The organism is Streptomyces sp. NPDC059534 (genome assembly GCF_042743475.1).
In the GTDB taxonomy this organism is placed as follows: Bacteria; Actinomycetota; Actinomycetes; order Streptomycetales; family Streptomycetaceae; genus Streptomyces.
The window spans coordinates 12,627-27,415 of sequence record NZ_JBHWAQ010000002.1 but is presented as its reverse complement, the minus strand read 5'-3'; the positions used below and the strand labels follow the sequence as shown (position 1 = coordinate 27,415).

The following is a 14,789-nucleotide window of genomic DNA, read 5'->3' as shown; positions in this document are numbered from 1 at the left end:
CTTACGTGAATATCCGCTCCCTCACCCGAGGCGATGGCGTGCTGATCGGTGCAGCGGTGGTGCTGTTCATCGCCTCGTTCCTCAGCTACGCCGGCTGCGACGGCCCGGCGGCCGTCTGCGACGCCGTCGACCTCCCGAACTCGTGGGAACTGTCGCCGCTCGGCTGGGGTTCGTTCTTCCTCGGCATCGCGGGCGTCGCGCTGGTCGTCGTCTCCCACGGCCTGCCGCAGCAGCGCAAGGTCGTCGGCCTGGAGCTGGGCCAGGTCGGCACGGCGTTCACCGTCGCCGCCGCGTGGACCCTGCTGATGTGGGTCTTCGAGTCGACGAGCGCGGGCGCGGGCCTGGTCCTCGGCCTGATCGCCGCCCTGGTCGCGGCCGGTGCCGCGGTGGCCGGTCCGCTGGTCCCCGCGCTCAAGGCGCCGCTGATGGGCGCGCCGCGTCCGCAGACCCCGCAGCCGTACGGGATGCAGCCGGGACAGCCGGGTCAGCCGGGCGTCCCCGGCGGCTACGGCTACCCGGGCGCGCAGCACCCGCAGTACGGCGGGCCGCAGGACCCGTCGCAGGGTGGCCAGCCGTTCGGCGCGCAGGCCGCCGCCCCGCAGCCGCAGGCCCCGCAGCAGCCGGAGCCGCAGGCGCACGCCCCGCAGGCGGCCGCGCCGGGCGCGGACTTCGCGCCGTTCTGGTTCGCGGTCCCGGTCGCCCGTCCGCTGTACGCGGAGGACGGCTCGCAGGCGCCGATCGCCGAACTGGCCCCGGGTACCTGGTACCTGGCGGTCGAGCAGCGCGGTCCGGCCCTGGTGGCCCAGACGCAGGACGGCCGCCGCGGCGTCCTCCAGGACACCACCGGCATCCAGCGCGGCTAGCACCCGCCGCTCAGGCCCGGTTCGCCTCCCCCGCGGGGGCACCGGGCGTGACAGCCCACCCGACGGCCCCCCGCCCGGAATCCCTTCCGGGTGGGGGGCCGTTGCCGTACAGTGCCCGCATTACCTGACGGATCGTCAGAAAGGTTGCGGGGCATGCGACTCGGACTCGCCCTCGGCTACTGGGGCCGCGGCCCCTCCCCCACCCACCTCGACCTCGCCCGCGAGGCCGAGCGGCTCGGCTACGACTCCGTGTGGACGGCGGAGGCATGGGGCTCGGACGCCTTCACGGCGCTGACATGGATCGCCGCGCACACCAGCCGGATCAAGCTGGGCACGGCCGTCGCGCAGATGGCCGCGCGCGCCCCGACGACGACGGCGATGCACGCGCTCACACTGGACCACCTCTCCGGCGGGCGGATGCTCCTGGGGCTCGGCCTGTCCGGACCGCAGGTCGTCGAGGGCTGGTACGGGCGCCCCTTCCCCCGCTCGCCGCTGACCGCGACCCGCGAGTACGTGGACGTGGTCCGGCAGGTCCTGCGCCGCGAGGGTCCCGTCCGGCTCGACGGCCGGCACCACTCCCACCCGTACTCCGGCGAGGACGGCACCGGACTCGGCAAGGCCCTCAAGCCGATCACCCACCCGCTGCGGGCCGGCCTGCCCGTCCTGCTCGGCGCCGAGGGGCCCCGGAACATCGCGCAGACCCTCACGATCGCCGACGGCTGGCTGCCCCTCTACTGGACGCCCGACCGCTGGGCGCAGGTGTACGCGCTCCCCGAGCGCCTCCCGGACGGCTTCCTGGTCGCGCCGATGGTCAGGGCCCAGCTCTGCGAGGACGTGACGGCCGGGCTGCTGCCGGTCAAGGCGATGCTCGGCTTCTACATCGGCGGCATGGGGCACGCGGCCCGCAACTTCCACGCGGACCTCATGGGGCGGATGGGGTACGAGAAGGAGGCCCGCCGCATCCAGGAGCTGTTCGCCGCCGGGCGGCGCGAGGAGGCCGTACTCGCCGTCCCGGACGCCTTCGCGGACGAGATCTCGCTCGTCGGCCCCCGCCGCCGGATCGCCGAACGGCTCGCGGCATGGCGGCGGGGCCCGGTGACGGACCTCCTCGTCACGTCGCCGGACCCCGCCACACTCCGCGTCCTGGCGGAGCTCAACACGTAGGGGCGCCCCGTCGGCCGGACCGCGCCCGCGACACCCGACCGGCAGGCCCCCCGGCCCTACCCGCCCAGTTGCGAGGCGCTGGGCACCTTCTCGACGACCTCGGCGCCGGCGCTCTTGCCCGCGTCCTTGATGCTGTTGATGACGCTCTCGAAGGCGCCGACGTCCGCGTCGCCCGCCTCGCCCTTGCGGAGCTTGGTCCCGAGTTCCTTCAGCGACTCGATCCCGGCCGTGAGCGGCGCGACCGCCTTCGAGAGCAGCGGGTCGCCCTTGGCGTTGTTCACGGCGGCCTTCAGCCGGTTGTAGGTGAACGCGCCCGCGAGCCCGGCCTTCACCAGCGCGAAGGTGCGGCCGTCGGCCCCCTTCTTGAACTTGCCCGCGCGGTACGGCTTCACGATCCACTGGTACGTGGCCCCCGCGGCCAGGCCCGCGTTCGCCACGAACCGGGTCTTGGCGAGCTTCTGCTGCTCGACGGTGCTCGTGCCCGACGGGGTCGCGGTGGTGCTCGCGCTCTGGGTCTCGTCGTCTCCGCTGCAGGCGGCCGTGGTCAGGAGCAGGGTGCAGGACAGCAGCAGCGCCACGACGCCACGCGAAACGGTTCTGGGCACGACGAGACCTCCCTGGGGACAGTGGCGCCAGCCTCGCCCGGGCCCCCGGGACCCGCCACCCGAGTGGCACCGAACGGGTTCCGCACCCGGTGCGCACATCCCTTTGCGTCCACGTCCTCGCAGGTCAGCGCCGTGGGACATCCCTCCGTGTCCCTGGGATGCCGACGTCTCTGGCCCCCCGTCCGGCCCGATCCGACAGTGGTGGTGAAAGCCGGTCCGGGACCGTTCCGGACTCAGAAGGGTGCGACGTTGAGACGCCGGGTGTGCGCGGCCGGAAACTGCCAGTGGTTCTACGCGAGCCCCGATGCCCGGCTCCGGCCGGGCGTCGGCGCGTACCGCGGGTTCCGGTCGACGGCGGGGGTGCCGCAGGAGCGGCTGGTGGTTCCGAGCGGAAGGGTGTCGCTGCTCATCGGGTTCGGCAGCGAGATGCGGCTCGGCCGGACGGGGCGCGGGGCGGCGGGGGCCGTGGCACCCGCCCACACGTCGGTGGTGTCCGGTCTGCACACCCGGGCCAGGGTGCTGGGGCACCAGGGTGACCTCCACGGCATGGAGGTCACCCTCGCCCCCTGGGCGGCGTACCGCCTCTTCGGCACGGCCCTCGGGGACCTCGCGGACACGGTCACGGACCCCGTGGACGTCCTGGGCGGCCGGGTCCGCGACCTCGGCGAGGCCCTGGAGGCGGCCCCGGGGTGGCCGGAGCGGTTCGCCCTGGTCGACGAGGCCCTGCTGCGCTGGACGGCCGGAGCGGCGCCGTCCCGCGAGCCGTCCCCGGCCGTGCTGGAGGCGTGGCGGCTCCTCGACCGCACGGCGGGCGCCCTCCCGATCGGGGAGCTGGCCGCCAGGACCGGTGTGAGCCTGCGGCACCTGGAGAACGGCTTCCGCGAGCAGATCGGCCTCACCCCCAAGCGCCTGGGCCGCGTCCTGCGGCTGAACCGGGCGATCAGGCTGCTGGCCGCGGGCGGCGCGGCCGCCGGCGTCGCGGCCGACTGCGGGTTCTACGACCAGTCCCATCTCAGCCGGGAGTTCACGGCGATGACGGGACGGTCGCCGGGCCGCTTCCTGGCGGCCAGGAACGGGGCGAGCCCGTGGCTGGCCGGGTGAACGGCCGGCTCCGCCCGGTGCGATTTTGTCCAATACGGCTCCGTGCGGCGGATGTCAGCCTGTCTGCGCGCGCGACCCGCCGGGTCGCCCACGACACGAAGGTGAATCAGAGAATGAGCAGCACCACTGGGTTCCGCAAGCGGGCCGCGGCCGTCCTCGGTGCGACGGCGCTGATCGTCGCGGGCGGCGTGGCGACGGCCCTTCCCGCGTCGGCCGGCCCCAACTGCCCCTCCGGCTACCACTGTGTCTTCTCGGCCTCCATCGCGAACAACAACAAGCACGCGTTCTTCAACAGCGACGCCGACTTCACCAACGACTACTTCGACGTCTACAACCGCGTCGTGAACGACGAGGTGCACGCCGCCAGCAACTCCAGCGACAGCGGCTACGAGAGCCACTACTACCGCGACATCAACTACGGCGGCGGCCTGCTGTTCTGCGTCAACCCCGGCAGCTCCGTCGACAGCTGGCAGCTGACGGACGACGCCGTCGACGGCGACGGCCGGAGCCAGGGCGGCGAGGCCAGCTCCCTGAAGGTCCGCTCCACGACCTCCGTCCCCTGCTTCTAGCCCTCACCCGATCGACCCGGGGCCCGGCGACACGGGGGTGTGCCGGGCCCCTCCCCCTCCCTCCATCGGAAAGGCAGCTCGTCCATGACGAAGAACGGCCGGAACAGCGGACGCAACGAGGCGAGCTCCCTGCGGGTCCGCTCCACGACCTCCGTTCCCTGCTTCTGATGCGGAAGAACGCGCTCGTACTCGTGCTCGGTGCGGCCATCGGCGCGGCGGCGCTCTCCGGGTGCGGCGCCACGCCGGAACCGGACCACCGGACCGCCGCCGCCACCCGGATCGACCTGAAAGAGCTGCACCGGCGGCCCCCGGTCACCGAGTTCCTGTTCACCCCGAACACCCGCAGCCACGAGGCGCAGCGGCGGTTCGCCGTCGCGTGCATGGCGAAGCGGGGGTTCCGGTACGCCCCCGTCGCCGGCGCCGAGGCGGCGGAGTCGGGCGACCAGCTGCCTCAGCCCTTCGGCCTGGAGTCGACCACGCCGTCCCCGGCCGCCGCGGAGCCGGTGCCCGACACGCCGCCGAAGCCGGGCAGCCCGGAGTCCACGGAGGCGTACGGGCTGGCGCTGTTCGGGCACCAGGACAAGCGGGTCACCGCCAAGGGCATCCGGATGAGCGTGTCCCGGCCGGGCGAGGGCTGTCTCGCCGAGGCCGAGACGCGGGTCCTCGGCGACGGCCGGATGCGCTGGCTCCAGGTGCGGATCATGCTCTTCGAGGCGCAGGAGCAGGCGCGCGACGACGTGGAGAAGGACCCCGCGTTCCAGGCCGTGACGGCGCGCTGGCGGGCGTGCATGGACCGGTCCGGGTTCGCCGGACCCGGCCCCGCACAGCTCCTCGCGTCCTTGCGCACCGCCGACGCCCGCACGGGCAGCCCGGCGCTGAACGCGGATCTGCGCTGCAAGGACGAGACGGGCTACCTCGACGCGGCCTACACCCGGCTCGCCGCCGTCCAGCAGGGGTGGCTGGACCGGAACCCGTCGATCGCCGAGGACTGGCGGACCCTGACGGCCCGCCAGGAACGGGCCTCGCGCGAGGTCCTGGGCGCTACTGCTGCTCCTCGCTCGGGATGAAGCGGCCGGTGCAGCTGCGCGCGCCGTCCTTCGGCAGGGCCGCGCAGACCCACACCGAGCCGTCGTCCGGGGCCGCGATCAGGGGCGTGTAGACGTCCCTGTCGTAGTGCACGACGTCGGCCTGCGCGGCGCCGTCGGAGTTGTTGACGACGACGGTGGCGCCGACCTGGGCGAAGGAGATCCGGCCCCACGCCGCCTGGCACGCCTTGCTGTAACGGAGCTCGATCACCAGGTCCTTGGGGATGGAGCCGGTGCGGACCGTGACGGCGTCGGCTCCGCAGTTCATCTTCTTGGGGTCCCGGCCCTCGCACGCGCTGCCCTGGCAGCCGGTCGCCGGGCCGGCGACCTTCGCGGGCGGCCGCTCCTCGTCGGAGGACATCAGGGTGTAGCCGAGGACGGCTCCCGCGACGAGGACGAGTCCGGCCACGGCCGCGATCCACGGCGTGCGCCGGCGCTTCGGCCGCGCGGCCCCGGTCCGCTCCCCGTCCGCGCCGTCGCCGGGGCCGTCGGCGCCCGCGGACGCCTGCTCCTCGTCGCCCGACGCCCGTTCCTCGTCCGCTCGGTCCCAGAGGGCGAGCAGGACCGCCGGGTCCTTCCCGTCGAGCCGGACGATGCTCTCCACGGCGGCCCGGGGCGGGAACTGCTTCCCGTTGACCCACCGCTCCCACGACGACTTGGCGTAGTGGGTCTTCTCGCCGAGCTGGGCGAAGCTCAGCCCCGACGCCTTCTTCAGGGCGAGCAGTTCACTCGCCAGTTCCCCGGCCGCGGCCGCGGCCGGGGATCTCTCACTCACAGACCCTTGACGGTCCACTTGACTCTGCTCTCCCGCACCGTGCTCATGTTCATGCCACTCATGAACGCGACGCACATCCTAGAGCGCGGGAAATCGGCCTCAGCAGCAGTCCGGTTCCAGGCCGGCCGGGAGGCGCTCGCCGCCGAAGACCGCGACCGTGGCCTCCTCGCCGCCGAGGGCCGCGACCGCGAGCAGCAGGGAGCCGGCGGTCCAGCTGGTCTGCTCCTCCGGCCAGACGGCCCTGTCGGTCTCCTGGTCGCCCTCGAAGACGTACCCCGTCCAGTACATGCCGTTCCCGGCGCGCAGGTGTCCGATGTCCTGGAGGATCGTGAGGGCCCGGTCCGACTCGCCCATCGCCCAGAGGGTGAGGGCGAGCTCGCAGGACTCGCCGCCGGTGACCCACGGGTTCGGGACGACGCACCGCACGCCGAGGCCGGGCACGACGAACGTGTCCCAGTCGGCGTCGATACGGGCCTGGGCCTCGGGTCCGGTGATCGCGCCGCCGAGGACCGGGTAGTACCAGTCCATCGAGTAGCGGGACTTGTCGAGGAAGCGCTCGGGGTGCCGGCGGATCGCGTGGCCGAGCGCGCCGGCCGCCAGCTCCCAGTCGGGCTGTGGTTCCTCGCGGGCCTCGGCGATGGCGAGGGCGCAGCGCAGGGCCTGGTGGATCGACGAACTGCCGGTGAGCAGGGCGTCGTTCACCGGGGTGCCGTCGTCCTCCCGCTTCCAGCCGATCTGGCCGCCGGGCTGCTGGAGTCCGAGGACGAACTCGACGGCCGCGTAGACGACGGGCCACATCCGGTCCAGGAAGGCGTCGTCGCCGGTGGACAGGTAGTGGTGCCAGACGCCGACGGCGATGTACGCGACGAAGTTCGACTCCCGGCTCCGGTCGGTGACCCGGTCCGCCTCGCCGTCGTGGTAGGCCGCGTACCAGGAGCCGTCGCCGTTCTGGTGGCGGGCGAGCCACGCGTAGGCGAGGGCGGCGGCGGCGTGCTCGCCGGCCGCGTCCAGGGCCATGGCGGCCTCGATGTGGTCCCACGGGTCGAGGTGGTGGCCCCGGAACCACGGGACGGCGCCGTCCTCGCGCTGCACGGCGAGTATCCCGGTGACGGTCTCGGCGGCCTGTTCGGCGGTGAGCACCCCGGGCAGGACGAGGTGCTCGGCGATCCGCTCGGGAGAGGTCACTTGGCCGCGTCCGCGGTGTCGGACTTCGGCAGGTGCGGCTTGGTCGCGTACGCCACGAAGCTCTTGCCGACGACCGGGTTGAGCAGCTGCTCGGCGACCCGGGTCAGCGCGGGCTTCTTCATGATGTCCCAGACCAGCAGCTTGTGGTACGCGCGGACCGGCAGCGCCTTGTCGTTGTCCACGCCGAACGCGCACTTCAGCCACCAGTACGGCGAGTGCAGCGCGTGCGCGTGGTGGGTGCCGTACGGCTTGAGGCCGGCCTGCCGGATCTTGGCGAGGAGCTCGTCGGCCTTGTAGATCCGGATGTGGCCGCCCTCGACCTCGTGGTACGCGTCGGAGAGCGCCCAGCAGACCTTCTCGGGGCCGTAGCGGGGCACGGTGATCGCGATCCGGCCGCCGGGCTTGAGCACGCGGACCATCTCGGCGAGCACACCCTTGTCGTCCGGGATGTGCTCCATGACCTCGGAGATGATGACGACGTCGAAGGACTCGTCGGGGAACGGCAGGTTGAGGGCGTCGCCCTCCATCGCGGTGGCGGTCGCCCCGGCGGGGGCCTCCCCGGCCTCCTTCATCGCCGCGAACCACTTGGCGACCTCGCGGATCTCCTCGCCGTTCTGGTCGAGGGCCACGACCTGCGCGCCGCGCCGGTAGCACTCGAACGCGTGCCGACCCGCACCGCAGCCCAGATCGAGCACACGGTCGCCGGGGGCGAGCGGGAAGCGGGTGAAGTCGACGGTCAGCACGAAGTCCTGCTTTCGCGGTTGGGGGGAAGTGGTGGGCAGGCGTCCCTGAGGGCGGCCGGTCGCGTCACCGGCGGGACCCGGCGCCTTGGAGGGCGATCGCCTCGCGGTACAGCTCGGCCGTTCCCTGCGCGGCACGCGCCCAGGTGAACCGGGACAGCACGCGTTCACGCCCGGCCGCGCCGAGCCGGGCCCGCAGCTCCGGGTCGCCGAGCACCCGCCCCAGCGCGGCGGCCAGCGCCCCGGCGTCGCCCGGCGGCACCGCCAGACACGTCTCGCCGTCGGGGCCGGCGACCTCGGGGATCGCGCCGCCGGTGGTGGCGACCAGGGGGGTGCCGGTGGCCATGGCCTCGGCGGCGGGCAGCGAGAAGCCCTCGTACAGGGAGGGCACGCAGGAGACCTGCGCGGAGCGCACGAGGTCGACGAGCTCGGCGTCGCTGATGCCCTTGACGAACTCGACGGCGCCGTCGAGCCCGTACCGCTCGATGGCGGCGGCGACGGGGCCGTCCTCGGCGCGCTTGCCGACGACGACGAGGTGCGCGTCGGGGTTCTCGGTGCGGAGCTTGGCGAGCGCCTCGATCAGGTGGATCAGGCCCTTGAGGGGGACGTCGGCGCTGGAGGTGGTGACGATCCGGCCGGGGATCTCGGCGACGGACGGGTCGGGCGACCAGAGGTCGGTGTCGGCGCCGATGTGGACGACCCTGATGCGGTCCTCGCGGACGCCGAGGTGCTGGACGATCTCCTGGCGCGAGGTGCCGGAGACGGTGAGGACGGACTCGGTCCGGCGGGCGACGCGCTTCTGCATGCGGGTGAAGGCGTACCAGCGGCGGACGGAGGCGCGGCGCTTCCAGTCGGCGGCGGCGTCGAGTTCGAGCTGCCGGTCGACGGTGATCGGGTGGTGGATCGTGGTGACGAGCGGCGCGCCGAGGGCGCGGGGGCCGCCGAGGAGCCCGTAGCCGAGGGTCTGGTTGTCGTGGACGACGTCGAAGTCGCCGCGGCGGGCGGCGAGCATGCGGCGGGCCCGCAGGGAGAAGGTGAGCGGCTCGGGGAAGCCGCCGGTCCACATGGTGGCGACTTCCAGCGCGTCGATCCAGTCCCGGTACTCCTCGCGCTTCGGGGTCCGGAACGGGTCCGGCGAGCGGTAGAGGTCGAGGCTGGCGATCTCGGTGAGCGGCACCCCTTCGTCGAGCGTGGGGTACGGCTGGGAGCCGACGACCTCGACGTGGTGGCCGAGGCGGGCGAGCTCGCGGGAGAGGTGCCGGACGTAGACGCCCTGCCCACCGCAGAAGGGGTTCCCCTTGTACGTGAGGAGAGCGATCCGCAACGGTGCGTCACCGGCTGCGGTGACGCCCTGTCGGGGGCTTGCCTCTATGGCCTCAGCGGTCATGCGCGACCCCCTTCGAGCGTGCGTTTCGCCGGAGCGTAACCGCTCGCGCTAATCTAGAACAAGTTACAGACTTGATCGTTCTGGATCTTCTCGCCTGTCTTCCTGCCCACTCCTTGATCCTTCAAGGAGGACAGAATCTACCGGCAGGTAGCTCCGCCGTGAGAGCCGGAACAGGTGATTCGCGCCACGGCGGCCACGCCGCCATACTGTCGCTCCCCACCGCACGGAACGGGACCTCATGACCGCAGAGAACAGAGCGGACCACAGACCCGCGTCGCCGGCCCTCACGGAGCGCCAGGAGGCGCGGCGCCGCCGCATCCTGAACGCCAGCGCCCAGCTCGCGGCGCGGGGCGGCTTCGACGCCGTGCAGATGCGGGAGGTCGCCGAGGCGGCCGGCGTGGCCCTGGGCACGCTGTACCGCTACTTCCCGTCCAAGATCCATCTGCTGGTCGCGACCATGCAGGACCAGCTCCAGCACATGCACACCACCCTGCGGAAGCGGCCGCCCGCCGGCGCGGACCCGGCCGAGCGGGTCGCGGAGACCCTGATGCGGGCCTTCCGCGCGCTCCAGCGGGAACCGCAGCTGGCCGACGCGATGGTGCGGGCCCTCACGTTCGCCGACCGCAGCGTGAGCCCGGAGGTCGACACGGTCTCGCGGCTGACGACCGCGATCATCCTGGACGCGATGGGCGCCGAGCACCCGACCCCGAGCCAGCTCTCGGCGGTCCGGGTGATCGAGCACACCTGGCACTCGGCCCTGATCACCTGGCTGTCCGGACGCGCCTCGATCGCACAGGTGAAGATCGACATCGAGACGGTCTGCCGGCTGATCGACCTCACGGCCCCGCAGCCCGGAACGGTCTGACACGTCCCGCCCGCGCCCCCGACGGTCCACCGGCCGGAGGCGCGGGCGGCGCCCGATCAGGAACCCGCGGGCTTGGCGTTGCTCGCCGCGAGGGCCGCCGCGCAGTCCGGGCCGCCGTCGACGGCCACGAACATCACCAGCTTCAGCGGGCCCGCCGAGTGGTTGCTGGCCTGGAGCTGCCAGCTGCTCTTCTTCAGCGACTTGATCACCGAGCCGCCCGCGCCGGAGCTCCGCTCCTCGCTCCAGCCGCCCTTCGTCAGGGTCGCGACCGTGTCCGTGTACGACTTCGCCGGGTCGGCGGCCTTCTCGGCGTCCGCCGTCCAGCTGACCATGCAGTCCTTGGCCTCGGCCGGCACCTGCTCGCCCGAGGCGTCCTGCGCGAAGCCGGCCCCCGTCGCCGCGTCCGTCAGCTCCTTGGTGACCGCGGCCGCGTCCAGCTTCTCGTCGCTCGAACCGCCCGAGCCGCCCGCCGCGGAGGAACCGGCCGAGGACGAACCCCCGGACGCCGAACCGCCCTTGTCCGCACCGCCCTCGCTTCCGCAACCCGCGACCAGCAGCACCACACCGGCGGCCGCGGCCACCAACCTCGCCTTGCGCACGACACTCCCGAATACGCTCATACGAAGGCCCGTCGCCCCCGTGACCAAGGGCATAGTTTTGCACGTGGGAACGGGCGACGTACGCAAAGGCGCCTTCGGTCAAGGCCGTTCGCGGTCCTTCCCGAACAAGGAGTCCAACTCCTGTTCGGTGAACTTGTTCATGCACGCGTCCTCCGTCGCCTGCAGGGAGATCATGTCCACGACCAGCCCCTGCTTCACGTCGTGATGGCGGGCCAACAGCGTCCAGCCCCGCTTCTTGAGCGTGACCCCGACCATGGTGTCGCCCTCCTCGCCGACCTTCTCGACCTGCCGGTTCCCCTCGGTCCACGCCTGGCCGACCAGCGCGTCGACCGCCTCCTCGAAGTCGCGGCGCGACCCGTCGACGGGAGGGCCGACGTACTGCCATCCGGCCGTGCAAGCGGTGACACGCTCCTCGAGCCGCTCCCGCTCCGTGGACGGGGCGGGCCGCGGCGTGGAGCCCGTGCCGCCCGCCCCGCCCGGCCCCGCCAGGTCGGACTTCGGCAGCCCCGCCTTCTCGACGGCGCCCACGATCTCGGCGTGCACCGTCTCCCGGCCGAAGGCGGAACCCCCTCCCCCGGCGCCCGCGCCCGTCCCGCATCCCGCCCCGAGAAGCACCACCGCCGTCGCGCCCGCGACCGCCGCCCACCGTGTACCCCGACCCCGCATACCTGCCCCACTCCCTGTGTGTCCGCTGTGCCGAGGGAGTGTCACACACGCGGTACGCGCAGGTCACGGGCGTTGTCCGGCGGACGGCGGGGCGGGCGGGGCCGGCGCCGGGCCGGGGCGGGGCGGGGCCGGGAAGCGGCGGAGCCCCCGCCGCTTGCCCACCGCCTCCCCGCCGAGCCCCCGCCGCTTCCCCGGCTATTCCTCCGGCGGGAACACCGGCTCCCCGCCGTCCGCGACGGTGATCAGGATCGCCTCCACCGGGCAGCCCTCGGCCGCGGCGAGCAGTGCCTCGCCCGCGTCCGTCTCCGCCTCCGCCGGGTGGGACTGGCGGGCCGTGTCGAGACGGAAGCCGTGCGGGGCGTGGTCGACGCACATGCCGGAGCCGATGCAGACGCCGCGGTCGACCTCGACGCGCCAGCGGTCGCCCATCACGCGCCGCCCTCGTAGCCGGCCGGAAGGTGGATCATCTTGTGCTCCAGGTACTCGCCGAAGCCCTCGGGGCCGAACTCGCGTCCCAGGCCGGAGTTCTTGTAGCCGCCGAAGGGGCCGAGCATGTCGAGGCTGAAGGTGTTGACGTTGAAGGTGCCGGTGCGCACCCCCCGGGCGAAGTCGATGCCGTGCTCGACGTCGCCGGTCCAGACGCTGCCGCTGAGGCCGAAGTCGGAGTCGTTGGCGATCCGGAGGGCCTCGGCCTCGTCCCCGTACGGCAGGAGGCAGATGACCGGGCCGAAGATCTCCTCGCGGGCGATCCGCATGGAGTTGTCGACGCCGCCGAAGAGGGTCGGCTCGACGTACCAGCCGCGGTCGAGTCCGGCCGGGCGGCCGCCGCCCGCGAGGACCTTGGCGCCCTCCTGCTGGCCGATGCCGATGTAGTCGAGGGAGCGCTGCTGCTGGCGGCGGGCGACGAGCGGGCCGACCTGGGTGGCCGGGTCGAGCGGGTCGCCGACGACGAGGGCGCCCGCCGCCGCGGCGAGGGCCTCGGCGATCTCCTCGTACCGCGAACGGGGGGCGAGGATGCGGGTCTGGGCGACGCACGCCTGGCCGTTGTTCATCCAGGCGGCCGGGACGATCCCGGCGACGGCGGTCTCCAGGTCCGCGTCCGGCAGGATCACGGCGGCCGACTTCCCGCCGAGTTCGAGGGTGACGCGGGTGAGGTTGCGGGAGGCGACCTCCATGACCCGGCGGCCGGCGGCGACCGATCCGGTGAAGGACACCTTGTCGACGCCGGGGTGCCCGACGAGGTACTCGCTGACCTCGCGGTCGGCGGGCAGGATGCTGAGGACGCCCTCGGGCAGCCCGGCCTCGGTGGCGATCTCGGCCAGGATGTACGAGTCGAGGGGCGACTCCGGGGACGGCTTGAGGACCACCGTGCAGCCGGCGAGCAGGGCGGGCCCCAGCTTGGCGGCGGCGGTGAACTGCGGGACGTTCCACGGGATGACGGCCGCGACCACGCCGACCGGCTCGCGCCGGACCAGCAGCGGGCCGAGGACACCGCCGCGCCGCTCCTCGTACGGGAAGTCCCGGGCGACGGTGATCGCCGCGTCCCACACCATCATCGCGCCGAGCGCCTGGGCGAGGACGGACCACGAGTACGGGGAGCCGTTCTGCGCGCTGATGGAGCGGCCGATCTCCTCGTACCGCACCGCGATCGCGTCCTTGATGCGGCTGACGACCTCGATCCGCTCCCCGACCGTCATCCGGGGCCACGGCCCCTCGTCGAAGGCCCGGCGGGCGACCGCGACCGCCCGGTCGACATCCGCCTCGGAGGCGTGCGGGACGCGTCCGATGACCTCCTCCGTGTGCGGGGAGATCACCTCGATCACTCCGGTGCCCAGCGGATCGGTCAACTCCCCGCCGATGAACAGCTTTCCGTGCTCCACAAGCTCGGTCATGACCGCTGCCTCCCGAGGAGATGGATTCCCTGGACTTCCTGACGATGCCTCAGAACTGATACCAGTTCTAGTTATAGTGGGCAATGGTCGAGCAAGCTCCGTACGGTCTCGTAGAGATGAGGGCACATGACCCAGGTGACCGAGCACGGCGGAGGCGTCTGGTCGCTCCGGGTGCCCATCCCGGACAACCCGCTCGGCCACACCCTGGTCCACGTGCTCGACACCGACCGGGGTGCGGTGCTCGTCGACACCGGGTGGGACGACCCCGCGTCGTGGGCCGAACTCGCGGGCGGCCTGGAGGTGTTGGGTCTTTCGGTGCGGGACGTCCACGGGGTCGTCATCACCCACCACCACCCCGACCACCACGGCCTCTCCGGCCGGGTCCGCGAGGAGTCCGGGGCGTGGATCGCCATGCACGCCGCCGACACCGCCGTCGTGCGCCGGACGCGGAGCGCCGAACCCGGCACCTGGCTGGACTACCTCGCCCGCAAGCTCGCCACCGTCGGCGCCCCCGAGGACCACATCGCGCCGCTGCGGGCGGCCCGCGCGTCCGGCCGGATGCGGACGCTGCCGGGCCTGCGCTCCGCGCTCCCCGACCGCGAGATCGTCCCCGGCGAGCTGCTCGACCTGGCCGGCCGGCGGCTGCGCGCCATCTGGACGCCCGGCCACACCCCCGGTCACGTCTGCCTCCACCTGGAGGAGGAGCACCCCGCGCGGCTGCCCGGCCACGGCCGGCTCTTCTCCGGCGACCACCTGCTGCCCGGGATCTCCCCGCACATCGGTCTGTACGAGGACCCCGACGACGCCACCGGGGCCGATCCCCTCGGCGACTACCTCGACTCCCTCGAACGGATCGGCCGCCTCGGCGTCGCCGAGGTCCTCCCCGCCCACCAGTACGCCTTCGCCGACGCCGCCGGCCGGGTCCGCGAACTCCTCGACCACCACGAGGAACGCCTCACCGGGCTCCTCGGCCTCCTCGCCGCCCCGCTCACCCCCTGGCAGCTCGCCGAACGGATGGAGTGGAACCGGCCCTGGGACCAGATCCCCCACGGCTCCCGCAACATCGCCGTCAGCGAGGCCGAGGCCCATGTGCGCCGCCTCGTGAAACTGGGCCGCGCGGAGGCCGTGACCGGCACGGACCCGGTCACCTACATCGCCGTGGAGCCGGTCGCGCTCCCCGCCCGGCCGGCGGCGCGCCCCCCGCGGTGACCTGCCGCCTCCCCCTGAGTCGGTGCGGTGTGAGGCGTCTCGCACCGCCGGAGCGGAGGGCGT

General features: G+C 73.3%; 16 protein-coding genes. 7 read left to right on the top strand and 9 right to left on the bottom strand.

All coding sequences use genetic code 11. The features are described 5' to 3' along the window. The first annotated feature begins 5 nt into the window (after nucleotides 1-5). Nucleotides 6-863: a hypothetical protein gene (locus tag ACFVZH_RS02225; protein ID WP_384891808.1), complete on the top strand. Its 858-nt coding sequence runs from the start codon at nucleotides 6-8 to the stop codon at nucleotides 861-863. Between the two features lie 153 nt (nucleotides 864-1,016). Further along, on the top strand, nucleotides 1,017-2,027 hold the full coding sequence (locus ACFVZH_RS02220; RefSeq protein ID WP_384891806.1) for an LLM class F420-dependent oxidoreductase: 1,011 nt from the start codon (nucleotides 1,017-1,019) through the stop codon (nucleotides 2,025-2,027). Between the two features lie 56 nt (nucleotides 2,028-2,083). On the opposite strand, the gene ACFVZH_RS02215 is transcribed toward ACFVZH_RS02220, so the two are convergent. Beyond that, entirely contained in the window at nucleotides 2,084-2,632 is a 549-nt protein-coding gene (locus tag ACFVZH_RS02215; protein WP_384891805.1) for a hypothetical protein, read from the bottom strand. A gap of 249 nt (nucleotides 2,633-2,881) precedes the next feature. On the opposite strand from ACFVZH_RS02215, the gene ACFVZH_RS02210 reads away from it, so the two are divergent. From ACFVZH_RS02210 to ACFVZH_RS02200, 3 genes are all read left to right on the top strand, one after another. Next, complete coding sequence (locus ACFVZH_RS02210; protein WP_384891802.1) at nucleotides 2,882-3,733, top strand: helix-turn-helix domain-containing protein; 852 nt, start codon at nucleotides 2,882-2,884, stop codon at nucleotides 3,731-3,733. Between the two features lie 113 nt (nucleotides 3,734-3,846). After that, nucleotides 3,847-4,302, top strand: a complete 456-nt coding sequence (locus tag ACFVZH_RS02205) for a hypothetical protein (RefSeq protein ID WP_384891799.1) — start codon at nucleotides 3,847-3,849, stop codon at nucleotides 4,300-4,302. 167 nt (nucleotides 4,303-4,469) lie between these two features. After that, complete coding sequence (locus ACFVZH_RS02200) at nucleotides 4,470-5,369, top strand: hypothetical protein (protein WP_384891796.1); 900 nt, start codon at nucleotides 4,470-4,472, stop codon at nucleotides 5,367-5,369. Here the strand turns inward: ACFVZH_RS02200 and ACFVZH_RS02195 are convergent. The 4 genes from ACFVZH_RS02195 to ACFVZH_RS02180 all read right to left on the bottom strand — a co-directional run bounded on the left by ACFVZH_RS02195 (nucleotide 5,344) and on the right by ACFVZH_RS02180 (nucleotide 9,474). After that, nucleotides 5,344-6,162 (bottom strand): DUF2613 family protein, encoded by an 819-nt coding sequence (locus ACFVZH_RS02195; protein WP_384891793.1) that lies wholly within the window; start codon nucleotides 6,160-6,162, stop codon nucleotides 5,344-5,346. The genes ACFVZH_RS02200 and ACFVZH_RS02195 overlap by 26 nt on opposite strands. A 99-nt stretch (nucleotides 6,163-6,261) precedes the next feature. Next, a complete protein-coding gene (locus ACFVZH_RS02190) occupies nucleotides 6,262-7,347 on the bottom strand; it encodes a prenyltransferase (protein WP_384891790.1) in 1,086 nt (361 codons plus the stop codon). Then, nucleotides 7,344-8,090 carry a class I SAM-dependent methyltransferase gene (locus ACFVZH_RS02185; protein ID WP_384891787.1) on the bottom strand — a complete coding sequence of 249 codons (747 nt, stop codon included), beginning with the start codon at nucleotides 8,088-8,090 and terminating at the stop codon, nucleotides 7,344-7,346. Before ACFVZH_RS02185 ends, ACFVZH_RS02190 begins: the two co-directional genes overlap by 4 nt. Before the next feature lie 64 nt (nucleotides 8,091-8,154). Beyond that, nucleotides 8,155-9,474: a glycosyltransferase family 4 protein gene (locus tag ACFVZH_RS02180; RefSeq protein ID WP_384891784.1), complete on the bottom strand. Its 1,320-nt coding sequence runs from the start codon at nucleotides 9,472-9,474 to the stop codon at nucleotides 8,155-8,157. A gap of 238 nt (nucleotides 9,475-9,712) precedes the next feature. On the opposite strand from ACFVZH_RS02180, the gene ACFVZH_RS02175 reads away from it, so the two are divergent. Continuing rightward, nucleotides 9,713-10,339, top strand: a complete 627-nt coding sequence (locus tag ACFVZH_RS02175) for a TetR family transcriptional regulator (RefSeq protein WP_384891781.1) — start codon at nucleotides 9,713-9,715, stop codon at nucleotides 10,337-10,339. Between the two features lie 56 nt (nucleotides 10,340-10,395). On the opposite strand, the gene ACFVZH_RS02170 is transcribed toward ACFVZH_RS02175, so the two are convergent. The 4 genes from ACFVZH_RS02170 to ACFVZH_RS02155 form a co-directional block, all read right to left on the bottom strand. Beyond that, complete coding sequence (locus ACFVZH_RS02170) at nucleotides 10,396-10,938, bottom strand: hypothetical protein (RefSeq protein WP_384891778.1); 543 nt, start codon at nucleotides 10,936-10,938, stop codon at nucleotides 10,396-10,398. Nucleotides 10,939-11,037: 99 nt separating this feature from the next. Continuing rightward, nucleotides 11,038-11,625, bottom strand: a complete 588-nt coding sequence (locus tag ACFVZH_RS02165; RefSeq protein WP_384891775.1) for a hypothetical protein — start codon at nucleotides 11,623-11,625, stop codon at nucleotides 11,038-11,040. Between the two features lie 195 nt (nucleotides 11,626-11,820). Beyond that, nucleotides 11,821-12,054, bottom strand: coding sequence for a ferredoxin (locus ACFVZH_RS02160; protein ID WP_384891772.1), 234 nt, complete (start codon nucleotides 12,052-12,054; stop codon nucleotides 11,821-11,823). Further along, nucleotides 12,054-13,517, bottom strand: coding sequence for an aldehyde dehydrogenase (locus ACFVZH_RS02155; RefSeq protein WP_384891769.1), 1,464 nt, complete (start codon nucleotides 13,515-13,517; stop codon nucleotides 12,054-12,056). Before ACFVZH_RS02155 ends, ACFVZH_RS02160 begins: the two co-directional genes overlap by 1 nt. Before the next feature lie 126 nt (nucleotides 13,518-13,643). Here ACFVZH_RS02155 and ACFVZH_RS02150 point away from each other — a divergent pair, with 126 nt between their 5' ends. Further along, nucleotides 13,644-14,726, top strand: a complete 1,083-nt coding sequence (locus ACFVZH_RS02150; protein WP_384891767.1) for an MBL fold metallo-hydrolase — start codon at nucleotides 13,644-13,646, stop codon at nucleotides 14,724-14,726. Nucleotides 14,727-14,789: the final 63 nt, after the last annotated feature.